The organism is Microbacterium sp. CFBP 13617 (assembly GCF_014839445.1).
Classification (GTDB): Bacteria; Actinomycetota; Actinomycetes; order Actinomycetales; family Microbacteriaceae; genus Microbacterium.
Genome location: NZ_JACYNW010000001.1, coordinates 619,317 through 636,753, shown reverse-complemented (window position 1 = coordinate 636,753; position 17,437 = coordinate 619,317). Strand labels below are relative to the sequence as shown.

The following is a 17,437-nucleotide window of genomic DNA, read 5'->3' as shown; positions in this document are numbered from 1 at the left end:
GCAGATCACGCGGGCGATGTCGGGGGTCGACGGTAGCGTGACCGTCGATGCCGTCGTCGGGTCGATGGCATCCGGATGCCGAAGGGGGCGACGATGACGTCACGCACAGCTCTGATCGTGCGCGGGGGGTGGGAGGGCCACCATCCCATCGAGGCGACCGACATGTTCGTGCCGTTCTTGCGCGACAACGACTTCGACGTGCGCATCGAGGACGGACCGGGCGTCTACGCCGACGACGATCTCATGCGGGGCGTCGACCTCGTCGTGCAGTCCGTGACAATGAGCGAGGCCGATCGCGAGAGCATCCAGGGTCTGCGGCGCGCGGTGGCCGCCGGAACCGGGCTCGCCGGATGGCACGGCGGCATCGTCGACTCGTACCGCCACGAAGCGGACTACCTGCAGTTGGTGGGCGGCCAGTTCGCCGCCCACCCGTCCAAGGATCCGGGCGATCGCGTCGGAGACGGGACCGACGTGTTCCTCGACCACCGCATCGAGCTCACCGACCTCGGCCGCACGCACCAGATCATGAGCGGGATCGTCGATTTCTCGCTCACGACCGAGCAGTACTGGGTGCTGCACGACGATCTGAACGACGTACTCGCCACCACCACCCACCCGGTTCGCGTCGACGAGCCGTGGCACCGACCGATCGTCTCTCCCGCCGTGTGGACGCGGGCCTGGGGCGAAGGACGGGTGTTCGTCGCGACCCCCGGCCATGACCCCTCGGTGCTGGCCGACGACAACGTGCGCACCATCATCGAGAGGGGGCTGCTGTGGGCGAGCCGACGCGCATCGGTCTGATCGGCCTCGGGGTCATCAGCGAGCAGTACCTCGACACGCTGCGCGAACACCCCGCCGTGCGCATCGCCGCGGTCGCCGATCTGCGGGCGGAACGCGCCGCCGAGGTGGCGGCGTCGCTCGACCACGCGCGGGCGCTGAGCGTCGACGCGCTGCTCGCCGCCGACGACATCGACGTGGTCGTGAACCTCACGATCCCGGCCGCGCACGCCGACATCGCCCGGGCGGCGATCGCCGCCGGCAAACGCGTGTTCGGAGAGAAGCCTCTCGCGACGACCCTCGACGACGCGAAACAGATCGTGGCGGATGCCGAAGCGGTCGGCGTCGAGATCGGCAGCGCACCCGACACGGTGCTCGGAACCGGCATCCAGACGGCACGCGCGGCGGTCGAGAGCGGCCTGATCGGCACGCCCACCGCCGCCACGGCGACGTGGGTGTCGGCGGGCCATGAGCACTGGCATCCGAATCCCGACTTCTACTACCGCCAGGGCGGCGGGCCGCTGTTCGACATGGGGCCGTACTACCTGACCTCGCTGGTGCACCTGCTGGGGCCCGTCGTCTCCGTCACCGGCGACGTCTCGCGCGGACGCAGCGAACGCGTCATCGGATCGGGGCCCCGCGCGGGCGAGAGCATCGCGGTCGAGGTCGACACGCACGTCACCGGAACGCTCCGGCACGCCTCCGGCGCGCTGTCGACGGTGACCTTCAGCTTCGACGCGGCCGGGTCCACGGCGAGCCCGATCGAAGTGCACGGTGAGGCCGGTTCGCTGGCGGTGCCGGATCCGAACAACTTCGACGGGGTCGTACGGCACCTGGCGCCGGGCGCCCGCGACTGGGTCGAGCTGCCGCCGACCGCCGGGTACGTTGCCGCGGGGCGCGGGATCGGCGTGATCGACATGGTGCGCGGAGGCGCCAAGCCCGACGGCGCGGCGGGCGGTGGCGCGTCCTCGCCCGGGCGCGCGAGTGGGGCGATGGCGCTGCACGTGACCGAGATCATGACGGCGCTGCCGCTGTCTGCGCGGGAGGGCCGACGCATCGTGCTCGAGACCACGGCTCTGGTGCCACCGCTCGTTCCGTTGACGCCGGTGGAGGTGTGGCGGGGCTTCCCTGCGCGTGGCGCGGCCGGGTAGCGAAGGCGCCCGCGGAACCCGTGGGCCTTCGCGAATCGCGCGGTATGCGCGCGACATCTCTTCGCGCCGAGTGATGCCCCGCCACTCCTCCCCATCGGCCGAGTCCCGTCATCCATCCCGATCTCGCCGCAGACCTCGTCAGGGTGTCGAAGGCCCCCGCTAGCGTGCACACATGCAATCGCCGGCCTCGTCACCAGAACCCGATCACGGGGCTCCGGCTCTCGCGTCGGTGGTGACCGACGTGCTCGATCTGGATGCCGCGATGGCCTCCGTCGAAGCCCGGCGGGTGCGCGCGTTGGCTCGAGCGGGGCGTCTCGCCCTCTGGGGACGCGCAGGGCGACCGGCGTCGTCGCGGGAGGCCGATCTGGCCCTCCGGGAGGTGGCGTCCGAGATCGGGGCGGCCGAGCACCTGTCGGATCGCACCGTGCAGGCGCAGATCCGACACGCGATGCTGATCGCCGAGAGCTTTCCGGCGACGCTCGACGCTTGGCAGTCGGGCGCTCTGGCGCGAGCGCACGTCCACGTGATCACCGACATCGGCGCGACGCTGCCCGCGGAACGACACCGGGAGTTCGACGCCCTCGCCGCCGCGGAGGCCGAGGGGCTCAGTCCCGGCCTGCTCCGGACGCGCCTGGCGGCACTGGCCGAGCGGCTGCAGCCGACCACCCTCACCGAACGCCACCGCGCCGGTCGCGCGCGGCGGAACGTGCGGGTCGTCCGGGGCGACGACGGCATGTCCGATCTCATTGCGACGCTGCCGACGGTGCTCGCGGTCGGGATCTACGACCGGCTGATGCAGCAGAGCCGAGCACTCGTCGACGCTCGTGACGCGCGGCCCCCGGTCACCGCGACACGGGACAGCGGCGAGGCGAGCCGCGCGCCCGCCGGTGGCGCGCCCGTGAGTGACCGGATGCCGCAGGCGCCACCCGCGCCCGACGTGCGCACGCCTGATCAGGTGCGGGCCGACCTCCTCGCCGACCTGCTCCTCACAGCATCGCCCCTGTCCGACCCGACCCGCGACGACGACGGGCCGGGGACCATCGGAGCCATCCGCGCCCGGGTGCAGGTCGTCGTTCCGGCCCTCACGATGCTCGACCCCGGCCGAGAGAACGCCGACCCCGCCGAGCTGGTGGGGCACGGTCCCATCGACGCCGCCACCGCTCGCCGGCTGGCCGAGACGACCACACGTCCGTGGGACCGCGTGATCACCCACCCCATCACCGGGGCCGTGCTGCACGTCGACACCTATCAGCGCACGGCCGCCATCGACCGTTACCTGAGGGCGAGAGACCGCCACTGCCGCTGGCCCGGGTGCACCGCCCCCGCAATCCGGTGCGAAGTCGACCACACGCACGATCACGCTCTGGGTGGCCGTACCGAGACGGGCAACCTCGCCCACCTGTGTCAGCGTCACCACACCCAGAAGCAGTTCACCGCCTGGAAGGTGCGGCAACGTGAGGGCGGGGTGCTCGAATGGACCTCGCCCACCGGGCGGACGTACGTCGACGAGCCCCTCCCCTACCCGCCCGCCGTGACTTTCGTTCCCGGCCCTCGACGCGGCGCGCCACCCCCATCCGCTGCGCCGAGACCGCGCGACGAGAGCCCCGGGCACAGATGAACACCGGGAGATCTGTGCGCCCCCGCGAGCGTGTTCGCCTGCACCACCGGAGCGATCCTGAGCGCCGGGGCCGGGACGCCGATCGTCCCGGCCCCGGCCTCAGACGGTGGCTCCTCCGGGGCGCTCCTCGTCGGTGCGGTCCGCATCCGCGCGCAGTTCGTCGGCGAGGTGACGGGCGCCGCGCACGGCGATGGCGACGCTCGTCAGGGTGGGGTTCATCGTGTTGGCGGTCGGGATCAGACCGTTGCCGCCGACGAGGAGGTTGTCGAAGCCCCACACGCGGGAGTACGGGTCGGCGACCGAGGTGGCCTCGTCGGTGCCGGCGCGCATCGTGCCCATGTAGTGCAGGCTCGAGCCGTTGGGGAGCAGGCGGGGTTCCGCGATGAAGGTGCCCAGCGCCGAGCCGGCGCGGCGGAGGCGCTGCGTGGCCTCGGCGATCTCGGCTTCCTCGCGTTCGGTGAGGGCGTACTCGATCGTGAAGTTGGGCAGACCGCGGTAGTCGAGCTCGTCGTCGCTGAAGGTGGCGCCGTCTTCGACGCGGGGGAACTTGCGTACGCCGAAGCCCATGTTGACGTATCCCCAACGGTTGCCCGCCTGGGGGTGGGCCGGGTCGAGGGGGAAGGGAGGGTTCTCGGCGTACATGATCTGCGCCGAGTACGGGTGGGCGGGCTCCGAGAAGGGGATGCGGTTGACCGCGGCGACCGGGTCGGCGGGGTTCGTGGCGCGGCGGGCGAGTTCCGCCTCGAGCTCGTCGTCCGAGACGAGGGCGCTCATGCGCTCCTGGTCGAGGGACACGGTGCTGATGACAACGTGGTGCTCGGTGAGGTAGCGGCCCAGCGGCGCGGGACGGATGCCCGAGGCCCACAGCAGCTGCGGCGAGCGGAAGGCGTCGGCGGCGACGATCACGGCATCCGCGTCGACGAAGGATTCCTCCCGGGTGCGGAGGTCCTCGACGACGAGTCCGCGTACGTGGGTGCCGTCGTGCTCGATGCGACGCACGAGGGTGAGATCGCGCAGGTCGAAGCGGGCGGCGGTGTCGGTTCCCGGCTCGATCAGGGGTCCGAGCACCATGTCGGCGCCGGCCCAGCGCATGGAGCCGTCGGGCTGCGGGTCACCGGCGACGGGGAGGGTGCTGACGCCGTAGCCCTCGGGCAGTTCGGCGGCGAACTCCCGGTCGAGCAGGGTGCGGATGGCCGCGCCGACGGGCGAGTCCGAGAAGGCGGCGCTCTGGTGGTGCAGGAGGTCCTCGGCGGTGGTGATGAGGTCTTCCCATTCGTCGTCGGCGATGAAGTCGAGCTTCTCGCTGAAGGCGGGGCGTGGGATCGCGCAGGTCCAGTGCGAGCCCTGGCCGCCGACGTTGGTGGCGGCGGCCGCGGCGGGGAAGGTCGGCGCGTGCGCCGAGCCCTCGCCGCCGAAGTCGAGCAGGTGGGTGCCCTGGCGGGCGGTGAACATGCCCTCGACGACGGCACCGGCGGGCAGGCCCAGCGACTCGCGGAAGTCCCCGGCCTGCGGGCCCTGCGAGCGCTCGCGGGCGCGGGCCTTCTCGTCGGGGTCGACGATGTTGCGCACGCTCTCGCCCGGGCGTTCGGTGACCTGCGGGCCGGCCTCGAACATGATCACGCGCGCGGTGGGGAGGTTCTCGAGCAGGACGCGGGCGTAGGCGGCACCGATGGGCCCGCTGCCGACGACGGCGATGGTGGGGGTGTCGGACATGTTCTCTCCTTCGAGACGGGCGGGGATCAGGCGGGTTGACGGACGGCGGCGGGGGCCGCCGGGGTGGGCGTCTCATCCGACAGACGTCCCGGGGGAAGCAGCAGCGCGATGACGACGCCGCAGGCGTAGACGACCGCGAGGCCGAGGAAGACGGGGGCGAAGACGTCGTGGTAGATCGCGGCGACCTGGTCCTGCAGGTCGGCGGGCGCGGCGCGGACCGCCGCGGGGGTCAGGGTGCTGGCATCCACCCCCGAGGGGAGGTTCGCCGCGACGCCGAAGCCGACCACGCCCCCGATGACCGCGGTGCCGACGGCTGAGCCGACCTGGCGCACGATGTTGGTCGTGGCGGTGACGGCGCCGAGGTCGTCGCGCCGCGCGGCGCTCTGGACGACGGCGAAGATGAGGTTCATGAAGGAGCCGGTCCCGATGCCGACGGTCGCCATGACGATCATCGGAACCCACAGCGGCGCTCCCACGGGGAGCGCGGCCATGACGCCGAGGCCGGCGGCTCCGAGCGCGGTGCCGATGACCGGGTAGGCGCGGTAGCGGCCGGAGCGGCTCACGAGCCACCCGGTGAGCAGGTTGCTGACGAGCATGCCGAGCACGGTCGCGATGGGGACGAGACCCGACACGGTCGCCGTCGTGCGGTACGCCATCTGGATGTACGTGGGCACGTACGCGACGACCGCGAACAGACCGGCGCCGATGATGAGCGAGAGGCCGAGGCAGGCCAGGATCGTGCGGTTGCGCAGGATCCGGGGCGGCAGGATCGGCTCGGCCGCGCGCCGCTCGATCGCGACGAGGGCCAGGATGCCGACGACCGCCGCGACCGCGCAGATGACCGCCGCGGGGCGCAGGCCTTCGTCGCCGATCCAGGTCACGGACAGCACGAGCGCGAGCAGCGAGCCGGTGAACACGACGGAGCCGGGGATGTCGAAGCGCGGGTGGGCGCCGCCGGGAAGGCGCGGGAGGGCGATCAGGGCGAGGGCGAGGGCGACGAGACCGACGGGGATGTTGATCCAGAACACCCACGACCATCCCCAGTAGTCGGTGATCAGACCGCCGACGACGGGCCCGACGACGATCGCGACGGGGAAGGCAGCCCCGATGACGGCCATGTAGCGGGGGCGCTGCCGGGGGCTGGTGACGCGGGCGATGATCGTCTGCGACATCAGCTGGATGCCCGCCGAGCCGAGACCCTGCAGGACGCGCGCGGCGATGAGCCAGCCCAGGTCGGGCGCGAAGCCGCAGATGAGCGAGGCGACGAGGAAGGTCACGATCGACACGAGGAACACGCGGCGCGGCCCGACGATGTCGCCGAGCTTGCCGAGCACGGGGAGCATGGCGGTCGCGGCCAGCGTGTAGCCGACCATGATCCAGCTCATGTGCTCGAGGGCGCCGAGGTCGCCGGCGATCGTGGCGAGCGAGGTCGAGACGACGGTGTGGTCGAGGGCGCCGAGGAACGACACCGTGAGCAGGGCCGCGACGAGGATGCGTACGCGGGCGGGAGAGAGAGTCATTCGCGGGGCGCCCGTACGACCGGGCGATCGACGCGACCGTATGTGCCGCTCCGGCTCCCTCACCGGGCGAACGGGCTGCGTGAGCCCCGACGTCCCCCTCATCATAGCCGACTTATGTCGAAATTCAACATTACGGCGAGCGGAGCGCATCCGAGAGGTACGTGGCCGCACCCGACAGCGCCTGACCGCCATCGACGCCGATCTCGGCGCCCGTGAGGAAGGTCGCGGCATCCGAGAGCAGGAAGGCGACGATCGACGCCACCTCACCGACCTCACCCGCGCGGTGGAGCGGGATCACGGCCGCGTTCGCCTCGGCGAAAGCGGGCGGGGCGCTCGCGGTCATGGGGGTGCGGATGTAGCCCGGGTGCACGAGGTTCACCCGGATGCCGCGGGGCCCGAGCTCCGTGACGCACGCGTGCGTGAGGCCCCGCAGGGCCCACTTGCTCGCGGTGTACGCCGCCGTGTAGTGCCCGGTGAGCCCCGCGACCGAGCCGATGTTGACGATCGAGGATCCGGCATCCATCAGCGGAAGGAGGGCCTGGATGCCGAGCATCGCACCCGTGACGTTCACGGCGAACACGCGATCCCAGTCGGAGCGATCGAGTGAGCCGATGCGCGCGCGGTGGGTGATTCCGGCGTTGTTGACGAGCCCGCGCACACGACGACCCGCCAGGGCGCTCGCGAGGGCTGCCCACTCGGCCTCGGACGAGACGTCGAGGCGCCGGTAGGCGATCGAGTCCGGAGGAGCCGCGGACAGCAGATCGGGGGCCGCGGCGGCCAGGTCGACGGCGACCACCTCGGCGCCCGCGCGAGCGAGGGTCAACGCGTCTTCGGCCCCCTGCCCACCCGCCGCTCCGGTGACGACGAACAGGTTGCCGGCGAGACCGGGGAGCCGCAGGGCGGGGTCGCCGTCGGACGTCATCGCGATCGCCGCCGGGTCGGCCGCGACCGATCGTTCGCGAGAGGGAGACCCCGCGGCCCTCGTCGCGACGGACGCCGGCTCCCGCCACCCGAACACCGGTGCGGGGCTCGGGCGGCACCGTGACGCGAGCTCATCTCGCGCGCGCTCGCGACCGGACGCGGGCCCGGGGTACGGGCGGCGCCGCAACGCGCTCGCCGACGACGTTCACGACTTCGCCGACGCCCTCGATCACCAGGCGCACCTCGTCGCCGGGTGCGAGCGGGCGGGGGTCGAGGCCGCCGCGACGGCCCCACAGCTCGCCGAGGCAGCCCCCGTTGCCGACCGTGCCCGAGCCGAGCACGTCGCCCGGGACGACGACGGAGTTGCGCGCGGCGTACGCGACGAGCTCGGGAAAGGGCCAGCCCATGTTCGACACGAGGTCGTGACCGATGCGTTCGCCGTTGATGAAGAGTTCGGCGCGCACGGCGAGGAAGCCCTCGTCGTCGAGGAAGGGTTCCAGCTCGTCGGCCGTGACGATCCACGGTCCGAGGGTCATGGCGAAGTCCTTGCCCTTCGCGGGCCCCAGGCGCACCTTCATCTCCCGCGACTGCAGGTCGCGGGCCGACCAGTCGTTCATCACGGTGTAGCCGAAGATGTGGTCCGCGGCGGCGACGGCATCCAGATTCTCGCCGTCCGAACCCGGGACCGCGCCGATGACGGCGGCTAGCTCGAGCTCGACGTCGAGGCGCTGCGTCTCGGGGATCGCCACGACGTCGCCCGTCGCGCGGACGGTGTGCGGATTGGTGAAGTAGAACGTGGGGGCCTCGTACCACTCGGGCACGACCTCGCTCTTTCCGTCGACCGAGGCGCTCACACCCTCGACGTGCTCCTCGAAAGCCACGAAGTCGCGGATCGACGCCGGAACCAGCGGGGCGAGCAGGCGCACCTCGGCCAGGGGGCGCGCGGTGTCGGTGTCACGACGGGCGAACAGCGCGGGGAGCGCGCTCAGACCCTGAGCGAGCACCTCGGCGACCCGTAGGCCGTCGGGAAACGGGACGACGGTGTCGGCATCGACGAAACCCTCACCGATGTCGGCACCGTCGGCCCAGCGCGCGATCCTCACGCGTGCACCCGGGTGCGCAGCAGGTCGGCGGCGTTCTCGCCCAGCACGGCGCGGACGGCCTCATCGGGCAGTCCCGCCCCGCGCACGAACGCGACGGGCTCGTCGAGACCCATGTCGAAGGGGAAGTCGCTGCCGAGGAGCACGCGGTCGGCCCCCGCCACCTCGACGAGCCAGCGCAGCGCCCGCTCGTCGTGCACGACGGTGTCGAACCAGATCCGCGAGAGGTACGTCGACGGCGCGTGCGCGCAGCCGTGCGCCTCGGGGCGCACCCTCCACGCGCGGTCGGAACGCCCGATCGCGGTGGGAAGGTACCCGCCGCCGTGCGCGGCGACGAGTCGGAGCCCCGGATGCCGGTCCAGCACGCCCGCGAAGATCAGGTGCGACAGCGCGACGGCGTTCTCGGTCGGCTGCCCGACGGCATTGGAGAGGTAGAAGCGGTCGAGGCGCTCGTCGAGCGAGCAGCCGAACGGGTGCAGGAACACCACGGCCCGCAGCTCCGCCGCGCGCGCCCAGAAAGGCTCCAGACGCGGGTCGCTGAGCTCGACGTCGCCCGCGAACGACGAGATCTCCACACCCGCGAGACCGCGACCGAGCACGGCGTCGTCGAGCGCGTCGACGACGAGGTGCGGGTGCTGCAGCGGCACGACGCCGAGGCCGACGAGGCGGTCGGGGGCGGCGGCGACGTGCTCGGCGATCAGGCGGTTCGCCTCACCGCTCGCCCAGGTCGCGAGACCCTCGTTCGCCCACGGGTAGAAGTGGTTCGGAGAGGGGCTGACCCACTGCCGGTCGACGCCCTGCGCGTCCATCGCGGCCAGGCGGGCGCCCACGTCGGTGAGGCGCGGGAAGCGCTCGCCGATCATGCGGCCCGACGCCTGCAGGCTCTCGACGCCGTTGCGCCGCCGCTCGAGGTCGGCCGCGGCCTGCACCTCGTCGGGCACGCGACGCTCGACCTCGGCGTGCAGGCCGGGCATGAGCAGGTGCGCGTGGACGTCGGTGATCTCGCCGTTCGCGGCGCCGTCGCTCGTGAGGCTCACGCGCGGGCCGCCGTGAGCTGCGCGACACCGAACATCAGACCGCCCATGTCGGCGTCGCGGACGCCGTCGAGCTGCCACTGCCCGAGCTGCACCGAGGCCTCGACGATGGCCTTGGCCCGCTCGACGCGGCGGGCGTGGAACTCGTCCCACAGCGCCTGGTCGACGGCATCCCGGTTCACGAGGAGCTCGCTCAGCACGGCCGCGTCTTCGAGGCCCTGGGCGGCGCCCTGGGCGATCGTGGGAGGGCAGCTGTGCGCGGCGTCGCCGATGACGACGGCGCGACCGCGGTTCCACGGCGCCTCGACGAGGTGGCGAGTGAACCACGTGTAGTTGGCGTCGGCGCCGGCCTCGATGTCGGCGCGGATGTGGTTCCACGGACCGTCGTAGGCGCGGGACTGCTCGACCATGATGCGGCGGGCCTCTTCGGGCGTGGCGCCGGAGCGGTCTTGAGCCGCCTCGACGAGGAAGGCGTACATCGTGTCGTCGCCGGTGGGGGTGTACCCGGCGATGTACATCGGTCCGCCGTAGTACAGCTCGCTGCGGTCGACGTCGGGCGGGAGCGACACGAAGGTGCGCCAGATGCCCATGCCGGTCTGCTCGGGCGCGACGTGGATGCCGATCATCTCGCGCACCGCGGAGTGCAGGCCGTCGGCCCCGACGAGCAGGTCGAACGTGCCCGCGGGCTCGCCGTCGACCTCGATCGCGACGCCGTCGTCGGTCTGCGAGACGCGTGTCACGCGCTGACCGAAGTGCACGCGCGCCCCGTTCTTCTCGGCCGCGGCCAGCAGGATGCGGGCGAGGTCGGGGCGCGACATGCCCATCGTGGAGGGGTAGTCGGGACCACCGGTCTTCAGGTCGGGGAGAGCGGCGACGACGGGGGCGCCGGGGCCGGGGGCGCGCAGGTTGAGGCCCTCGAACGCCTTTCCGGCTGCGGCGATCTCGTCCCACACGCCGAGCTCGTCGAAGACGCGCAGGGCGTTGCCCTGCAGCGTGATGCCCGATCCGCGCGTGGACAGCGCGGGCTGGGCGTCGTAGAGGTCGACCTCGACGCCGGCCTCGCTGAGGAAGATGGCGGTGGCCAGGCCTGCGACGCCGGCTCCGGCGATCGCGACTTTCTGAACGGCGGTCATGTCAGAACCTCTCTGTTCTGGGACGGGGTGGGGGATTACAGCAGGGCGACGGGGTTCACGGGCGATCCGACGGCCCCGGTGATCGGCAGCGGCGGCGCCGAGAGCAGGAACTCCCAGCGTCCCGCGGAGGCGCAGTGTTCGGCGAGCGCGTCGAGGTTCCACATCTCGCCGATCGTCAGGCCCATGTTCGGGATGACGACCTGGTGCAGCGGCTGGAACGCGGGCACGTCGAACTCGTTCGGTCGCACCTCGAAGCCCCAGGTGTCGGTCGCGATGGCCGCGATCTCGGTGCGGTGCAGCCAGCCGGCGGTGGTGAGCGAGAGCCCGGGGGCGGGGCCACCGGCGTAGTCGCCCCAGCCGTCACGACGGGCGCGCGTGTAGTGGCCGGTGCGCACGAGCACGATGTCGCCGCGACCGATCCGCACTCCCTCGGCCGCCGCGCACGCGTCGAGGTCGTCGGCGGTGATGGCGTGACCGTCGGCGAGCTCGCCGGTCTCGGGCGCGAGGTGGCGGCCGAGGTCGAGTAGCACACCGCGCGAGACGATGACGTCGGCCGCGTGCTCGATGCCGGTGACCAGGTCGCCGTCGCTGGTGACGACGTCGCCCGCCCGCCGCCCGTTCCACGCGAAGCCGTGGTCGAAGATGTGGCCGAGGCCGTCCCACTGGGTCGAGCACTGCAGGGGCATCGAGATGACGTCGTCGGCTCCGCCGATGCCGTGGGGGAAGCCCTGGTTGCCGCGCTCGGCGTCGGTTCCCGTGTCGGTCATCGTGTGCACGGGGTTGGTGCGTCGGCGCCAGCCCTTCTGCGGGCCGTCGGTGTCGAAGGGTTGCGACAGCGAGATCGAGACGCCGTCGCGCACCAGCGCGGCGGCCGCCCGGCGTTTCTCGGCGTCGATGAAGTTCAGGGTGCCGAGCACGTCGTCGTCGCCCCACCGCCCCCAATTGCGATAAGCCTCGGCGCGTGCCGCGATCTCGGACTCGGGGTTCTGGCGGTCGAGGTCGGCCGGGTTCTCGGACGGCGTCATTCCGCGTCCTCCGCCACGCATCGCACGACCTGCGTGCCGAGCGCGCCGATGGTTCCCGTCATGACGTCGCCGTCGCGCAGGAAGCGCTTCCAGTGCTGTCCGTTGCCGGCGGGGCTGCCGGTCAGCAGCAGGTCGCCGGGCAGGAGCGGGTGGGTCTGAGACGCCGCCGAGACGAGCGCCGGCACGTCGAACAGCAGATCGGACGTCGAGGCATCCTGCATCACCTGACCGTTCAGTTCGAGGCGCACGGGGGTGTCGGCGGGATCGACGAAGTGCGCGGGGACGAGCAGCGGGCCCGTCGGCAGGAACCCGGGCGCGTTCTTCGCCCGGTACCAATCGGTGCCGATCTCTTTCATGTCCTTGCGGAACACGAGGTCGCGCGTGGTCACGTCGTTCACGATCGTGTACCCGGCGACGTGGTCGAGGGCGTCTTCGCGCGAGACGCGGAACGCCTCGCGGCCGATGACGACGGCCAGCTCCAGCTCCCAGTCGTGCACCTCGCTGTACGCGGGCAGGACGAGGGGAACGTCGTCGCCGACGACGCAGGCGGTCAGGCCGATGAAGAAGTACGGCTCGCCGCTGCGGGCGCGCTCGTCCATCATGTCGGCGGCGAACGCGCGGGCCTCGTCGGGCGTGCGATCGGTGTTCTGCGTCAGGCCGGCGGCCACGAGCTCGATGACGTGCTCGCGGTAGTTGGCGCCGGTCTGCAGCACCTGTCGCGGCTCGACGGGAGCGGTGAGGGTGACGTCGGTGATCGGTCGCCACTCCCCCGGCGCGTCCGCGAGGGCGGCGATCCGGTCCCAGTCGGGGTCGGCGAGGAAAACGTTCAGACCGCCGCCCAGCACGTCTGCGTCGAGCGGGCGGATGCGGTCGCCGGCCACGAGGCCGACGCGCACGGCATCCCCGTCGCGATAGCGGGCGAGTGCGTAAGGTGCGGTCGTCATGTCATTCTCACTTTCCCCGACCGGGATCGTCGGTCAGCCCCGGCCCTGCTGGGCGTAGGGGTTCAGCAGTGCGTCCTTGATCTCGTCGGGCACACCCTCTTCGGTGGCGCTGGGGCCGTCGGCGGGCGGGAACGACTCGGTCATCGACATCGGCATGGCGCCGTTGCGGTACATGTTGTTCGAGCCGAGCGACGGCTTCCAGGTGTTGGCCTCCCAGTCGGGCACGTAGTTGCGGTAGCCGCCCGTGTTCAGCTCGATACGCAGGCTCGAGGGCTCGCGGTAGTAGAGGAACGTCTGCTCGCCGATGCCGTGGATGTTCGGACCGTATTCGATCGGCACGCCGTTCTCCATGAGCGTGTCGGCGGCGATGAGGAGCTCTTCGCGGGTGTCGACCCAGAAGGCGTAGTGGTTCACGCGACCGGCACGGCTCGATCCGTCGAGCACGACGCCGAGGTCGTGCGACTTCTCGTTCGTGGTGAGCACCGAGAACACCGAGATGGGCGCCTCGTCGAGCACGGTGCGCGCCATGAAGCGGAAGCCGAGCGTGTCGACGTACCACTGCACGAACGCGTCGACGTCCTTGGCCGCGACCGTGACGTGGTCGAGCTGGCGCGGGGCACCGGCGACCGGGCTGCGCTTCTCGGGACGGTCGGGGTAGATCGAGGCGGTGTGCGGCTCGGCACGGTGACGCTCGACGTCCCAGTGCAGGGTCATGTTGTGCCCCTGCGGACCGGTGAAGCGGAACGCGCGCCCGATGCCGCGTCCCTCGAACCACTCGCCCTCGATGCCCGCGGCCTGCACGCGCTTCGCGGCCTCTTCGAGCGCCTCGGCCGACGAGGTGCGCCAGGCCATGGTCTCGAGAGCCGGCTCGTCGCCCTGGGCGACGACGACGGAGTAGGCGTAGTAGTCGCCCCAGCAGCGGAGGTACACACGGCCGTCTTCGCGGGCGACCTCGGTCAGCCCCACCTGGTTGACGTAGAAGTCCACCGAGGCCTCGACATCAGGAGTCGTGATCGCGACGAACGACAGATGAGAGAGAAGCTTGATCATCTTCGATCCTTTCGGTGAATCGGGTCGTTCCGACTCTTCTTCCACTATCCGACCGAAGTCGGTATCAGGGAACCCGATTCTGTGGATGCCGGACATCGGCCTGACTGATCAGCCCAGCGCGAGAACGTCGTCGTGTCGCAGGTCGTCGAGATCGGCGAGGACCGCTCCGGTGGCGACCGCCTCGATCACCCGACGGAGCCCCAACCGCTCAGCCGATTCCCGCCGCGGCGAGACGATCCTGCGTCCTCGTTCGTCGTCGTGGGCGACCTGCGTCGTCATCGTCGCGGCATCCACCCGCACCTCGACCCTCCGCGGGCCCAGCGCGAGCGCCGTCACCGCGCCACCGGCCCCCGACGGACCACCGCGGCCCCCGCCCGCGACCGCGCGGGTGACGCTCGCACCCCCCGCGGCGCCGCGGAGCGCGAGGGTGGCGGCGAGCGGGGTCACCGCGCGGGCCACGACCTCGAGCGGGCCCCCGCCCAGCACCCGCGCCCACCCGACGGCGTCGCGAAGAAGGGTGGCGGCATCGGCCGGCGGCCCCCACGCGTCGACGGTGACGTGCAGCGGGGCGAGGGGCGGTTCCGCATCGGCCGCCACGTCGGCGCGCAGACGTCGACGCACCACCACGACGGGCACGGGCAGATCGCGCAGTGCACGGTGCACGGCCTCGGATGCCGGACGGGGCTCGTCGAGCACGATCCCGGCCGCATCACGGGCGTCGGACACGCGGTCCCACCACGCTCCTCGACCGTCGATCACGCGTACGGGCCCCGCCTCGGTCGGATCGGCGAGCCGGGCACGCGGCGCCAGCTCGGCGATGGCCGCCCGGTAGGCGGGAAGATCGGTCGAGACGACGACGGCGGTCATGTCGCGCTCCCGGCGGGTGCGGGTGCGGGGAGGGTCGGGCCGGCGCTCGGAGCGGTGCTCTGGTCGAGGCTCGAGGCCGTGCTCGGGCCGGTGCTCGGGTCGGGCGCGACGACCGAGCCCGGGGCGCCCCCGCCTCGGATCACCGCCGAGGCCGCGTCGGCGACGGCGAGCACGAAGGCCGCGTCGGCGCGGAGCTCGTCGTACTCCATGGCCGTGTCGCCGCGGAGCAGGGCCGCGAGGGCACCCCATTCGGCGTCGTAGCCGTCGCGCCGGTCGAGGGGATACACGGTCTCGACACCGCGCGCGTCGCGCACCGCGATGCGGGCACTCCCCGCGTGCACGAAGGGCGGCGGGAAGTCGACGTCGATGCGGTCACCGGCCGTCGTGATGCTCACGCGCCAGAGCGAATCCGCCCCCTCGGGAACCATCACCACCGTGAAGCGCACCACCGCATCGGCCGAGCGGAGCCCGAGATCGAAGCCGATCGGCGCGATCGGGCGCGCCCACGCCACCTCGGTGGCATCCGGAACGAGGTCGCGCACGAGGGGCAGGTCGTGCACGGCGAGTCCGACGATGAGCTGGCGCACGATCGCGGCGCTCTGCGCGGGGTCGGACAGATCCAGCGGGGGCCTCGCCGATCCGGGCGGGGCGGGCAGCGGCTCGCCCATGACGAGCGCGTGATAGCGGTCGTTGGGCGAGAGGCACAGGGTGACGGCGACCGCCGCGATGCGCCGGTCGATGGCATCCAGGTGGTGAGTCGCACGTACCCACGCGGGGTCGAACAGGTGGTTCGTGCCGACGACGAGCAGGGCGCCCGCCGCGGCGCAGGCGGCGACGATCTGCTCCGCCTCGTCGGGGGAGGTCGCCAGGGGTTTCTCGCAGAACAGGGCGCGGCGACCGGCGGCCAGGCTCGCCCGCACGTGCGCGGCGTGCTGCGCGGGCGGGCTGCAGATGGCCACGACGTCGACGTCGGGATCGGCCAGCAGGGCGTCGAGACCCGACGAGGAGCGGGCGCCGAAGCGCTCGGCGATCGCCGCCGCCCGGCCGCTGCCCGCATCGCTGACGTGGACGAGCCGGAAGTCACCGGCCGTGCGCGCCAGGGTCGGGGCGTGCAGCGCGGCGACCCCCGGCCCCGCCCCGATGATGCCTACGCCCCACGCCATGTCCGCTCCCTCGCGTCCACTTCAGCACAAAAAACGCTGAAGTCAGAGACTAATGAACCATAGATGGGGCCAAACCGGCAGTCGCGGGGTGGGCTTGTGTGAAGATCAACGCATGGCCAACGTGTCCACCCTCCGCTTCGGCGCGCAGACCGATGAGGTCACGAGCCTGCTGCGCATCGTCAACATGGTCCGCCTCGGCGAAGCCGTCACCCGGCCCGAGATCGGTCGCGTCACCGGACTCGGCCGCGGCGTCGTCGCACAGCGCGTCGACCGCGCCGTCGAGATGGGCTTCCTCGAAGACGCCGAGTACGCCCCGTCCTCGGGCGGCCGCGCTCCCCGCACCCTGCGCTTCCGCGCCGAGCGGGGCCGCATCGTCGTGTGCGCCCTCGGCGGGCTCCACATCCACGTGGGAGTGACAGACCTCGACGGCGAGATCATCGACGAGGCGCACCGCGTCTGGGACATCGCCCGCGGCCCCGACGAGACGCTCGCCACCGCCACCGCCATGGTCGACGAGTTGCTCGCCGGCGACGACGGCTCCCCCGTCTGGGCCCTCGTGGTGGGCCTGCCCGGACCCGTCGACTTCGAGACCGGACGCCCCGTGGCCCCGCCCATCATGCCCGGCTGGAACGGCTTCGACGTGCGCGGCGCCTTCGAGCGACGCTACGACGCCCCCGTGTGGGTCGACAACGACGTGAACCTGCTGGCCGCCGGCGAACGCGCCCGACGCCGCGACGAGGGCGTCGACCTCATCTACTGCAAGGTGGGCACCGGCATCGGCGCGGGACTCGTGTCGCACGGGCGTCTGCATCGCGGCGCAAACGGCGCGGCCGGCGACGTCGGCCACGTGCGCGTGCCCGGCGCCGAGCAGACCTGCCGCTGCGGCAAGACCGGGTGCCTCGAGGCCGTGGCCGGCGGGTGGGCGCTCGTGCGCGACGCCCGCGCCGCGATCGCGGGGGGCGCCACCGGCGCTCTGGCCGCGATCTTGGCATCCGGCAAAGACCTCGCCCCCGAAGACATCGCCCTCTCGGCCGAGCGGGGTGACGCTCTCGCCATCTCGCTCGTGCAGGCCGGGGCGCGTCAGATCGGCGAGGCCGTGGCCGCCCTGGTCAACATGTTCAACCCGAGCGTGATCGTGATGGGGGGTGCTCTCGCCTCGGCCGGCGAGCTCTTCCTCGCCGAGGTGCGCCACCGCGTCTACGAGCTCTCGCTGCCACTGGCGACGCGGGACCTGACGATCAAGGTGAGTGAGAACGACAGCCGCGAGCCGCTCCGCGGGGGCGTCGATCTCGCGCAGGAGCAGCTGTTCGAGATCAGCCTTCCCCGGTGGTTCGGCGAGGGACGCCCGACGGTCGCCGCAGTGCACGGCACGGTCGACTAACTTCTTCCTTTTTTCGACATTAGTCGTTAGGTTGTGAGCG

15 protein-coding genes are annotated in these 17,437 nt (G+C 72.1%); 4 read left to right on the top strand and 11 right to left on the bottom strand.

From position 1 onward, the window contains the following. The first annotated feature begins 93 nt into the window (after positions 1–93). The 3 genes from IFU40_RS02835 to IFU40_RS02825 all read left to right on the top strand — a co-directional run bounded on the left by IFU40_RS02835 (position 94) and on the right by IFU40_RS02825 (position 3,546). The gene (locus IFU40_RS02835) at positions 94–801 is read left to right on the top strand and encodes a ThuA domain-containing protein (RefSeq protein ID WP_191925295.1); all 708 of its coding nucleotides are present in this window, start codon (positions 94–96) and stop codon (positions 799–801) included. After that, complete coding sequence (locus tag IFU40_RS02830) at positions 774–1,928, top strand: Gfo/Idh/MocA family protein (protein WP_191925294.1); 1,155 nt, start codon at positions 774–776, stop codon at positions 1,926–1,928. The genes IFU40_RS02835 and IFU40_RS02830 overlap by 28 nt, the downstream gene beginning before the upstream one ends. A 172-nt stretch (positions 1,929–2,100) precedes the next feature. Next, positions 2,101–3,546 carry an HNH endonuclease gene (locus IFU40_RS02825; RefSeq protein ID WP_191925293.1) on the top strand — a complete coding sequence of 482 codons (1,446 nt, stop codon included), beginning with the start codon at positions 2,101–2,103 and terminating at the stop codon, positions 3,544–3,546. Positions 3,547–3,645: 99 nt separating this feature from the next. On the opposite strand, the gene IFU40_RS02820 is transcribed toward IFU40_RS02825, so the two are convergent. The 11 genes from IFU40_RS02820 to IFU40_RS02770 all read right to left on the bottom strand — a co-directional run bounded on the left by IFU40_RS02820 (position 3,646) and on the right by IFU40_RS02770 (position 16,016). Continuing rightward, entirely contained in the window at positions 3,646–5,259 is a 1,614-nt protein-coding gene (locus IFU40_RS02820) for a GMC oxidoreductase (protein WP_191925292.1), read from the bottom strand. A gap of 26 nt (positions 5,260–5,285) precedes the next feature. Continuing rightward, entirely contained in the window at positions 5,286–6,779 is a 1,494-nt protein-coding gene (locus IFU40_RS02815) for an MDR family MFS transporter (protein WP_191925291.1), read from the bottom strand. A gap of 130 nt (positions 6,780–6,909) precedes the next feature. After that, the gene (locus IFU40_RS02810; RefSeq protein ID WP_191925290.1) at positions 6,910–7,701 is read right to left on the bottom strand and encodes an SDR family NAD(P)-dependent oxidoreductase; all 792 of its coding nucleotides are present in this window, start codon (positions 7,699–7,701) and stop codon (positions 6,910–6,912) included. Positions 7,702–7,831: 130 nt separating this feature from the next. Further along, positions 7,832–8,803, bottom strand: coding sequence for a fumarylacetoacetate hydrolase family protein (locus IFU40_RS02805; protein WP_191925289.1), 972 nt, complete (start codon positions 8,801–8,803; stop codon positions 7,832–7,834). Continuing rightward, entirely contained in the window at positions 8,800–9,837 is a 1,038-nt protein-coding gene (locus IFU40_RS02800) for an amidohydrolase family protein (RefSeq protein WP_191925288.1), read from the bottom strand. Before IFU40_RS02800 ends, IFU40_RS02805 begins: the two co-directional genes overlap by 4 nt. Then, on the bottom strand, positions 9,834–10,967 hold the full coding sequence (locus IFU40_RS02795; RefSeq protein WP_191925287.1) for an FAD-dependent monooxygenase: 1,134 nt from the start codon (positions 10,965–10,967) through the stop codon (positions 9,834–9,836). Before IFU40_RS02795 ends, IFU40_RS02800 begins: the two co-directional genes overlap by 4 nt. A 35-nt stretch (positions 10,968–11,002) precedes the next feature. Further along, positions 11,003–11,992 (bottom strand): cyclase family protein, encoded by a 990-nt coding sequence (locus tag IFU40_RS02790; protein ID WP_191925286.1) that lies wholly within the window; start codon positions 11,990–11,992, stop codon positions 11,003–11,005. Beyond that, entirely contained in the window at positions 11,989–12,936 is a 948-nt protein-coding gene (locus IFU40_RS02785; protein WP_070409008.1) for a fumarylacetoacetate hydrolase family protein, read from the bottom strand. Before IFU40_RS02785 ends, IFU40_RS02790 begins: the two co-directional genes overlap by 4 nt. Positions 12,937–12,969: 33 nt before the next feature. Next, positions 12,970–13,986 carry a VOC family protein gene (locus IFU40_RS02780; RefSeq protein WP_191925285.1) on the bottom strand — a complete coding sequence of 339 codons (1,017 nt, stop codon included), beginning with the start codon at positions 13,984–13,986 and terminating at the stop codon, positions 12,970–12,972. A 108-nt stretch (positions 13,987–14,094) separates the two neighbouring features. After that, entirely contained in the window at positions 14,095–14,853 is a 759-nt protein-coding gene (locus IFU40_RS02775; protein ID WP_191925284.1) for a hypothetical protein, read from the bottom strand. Beyond that, on the bottom strand, positions 14,850–16,016 hold the full coding sequence (locus tag IFU40_RS02770) for a Gfo/Idh/MocA family protein (protein WP_191925283.1): 1,167 nt from the start codon (positions 16,014–16,016) through the stop codon (positions 14,850–14,852). The genes IFU40_RS02775 and IFU40_RS02770 overlap by 4 nt, the downstream gene beginning before the upstream one ends. A 112-nt stretch (positions 16,017–16,128) precedes the next feature. On the opposite strand from IFU40_RS02770, the gene IFU40_RS02765 reads away from it, so the two are divergent. Further along, on the top strand, positions 16,129–17,397 hold the full coding sequence (locus tag IFU40_RS02765; protein ID WP_191925282.1) for an ROK family protein: 1,269 nt from the start codon (positions 16,129–16,131) through the stop codon (positions 17,395–17,397). Positions 17,398–17,437 lie beyond the last annotated feature (40 nt).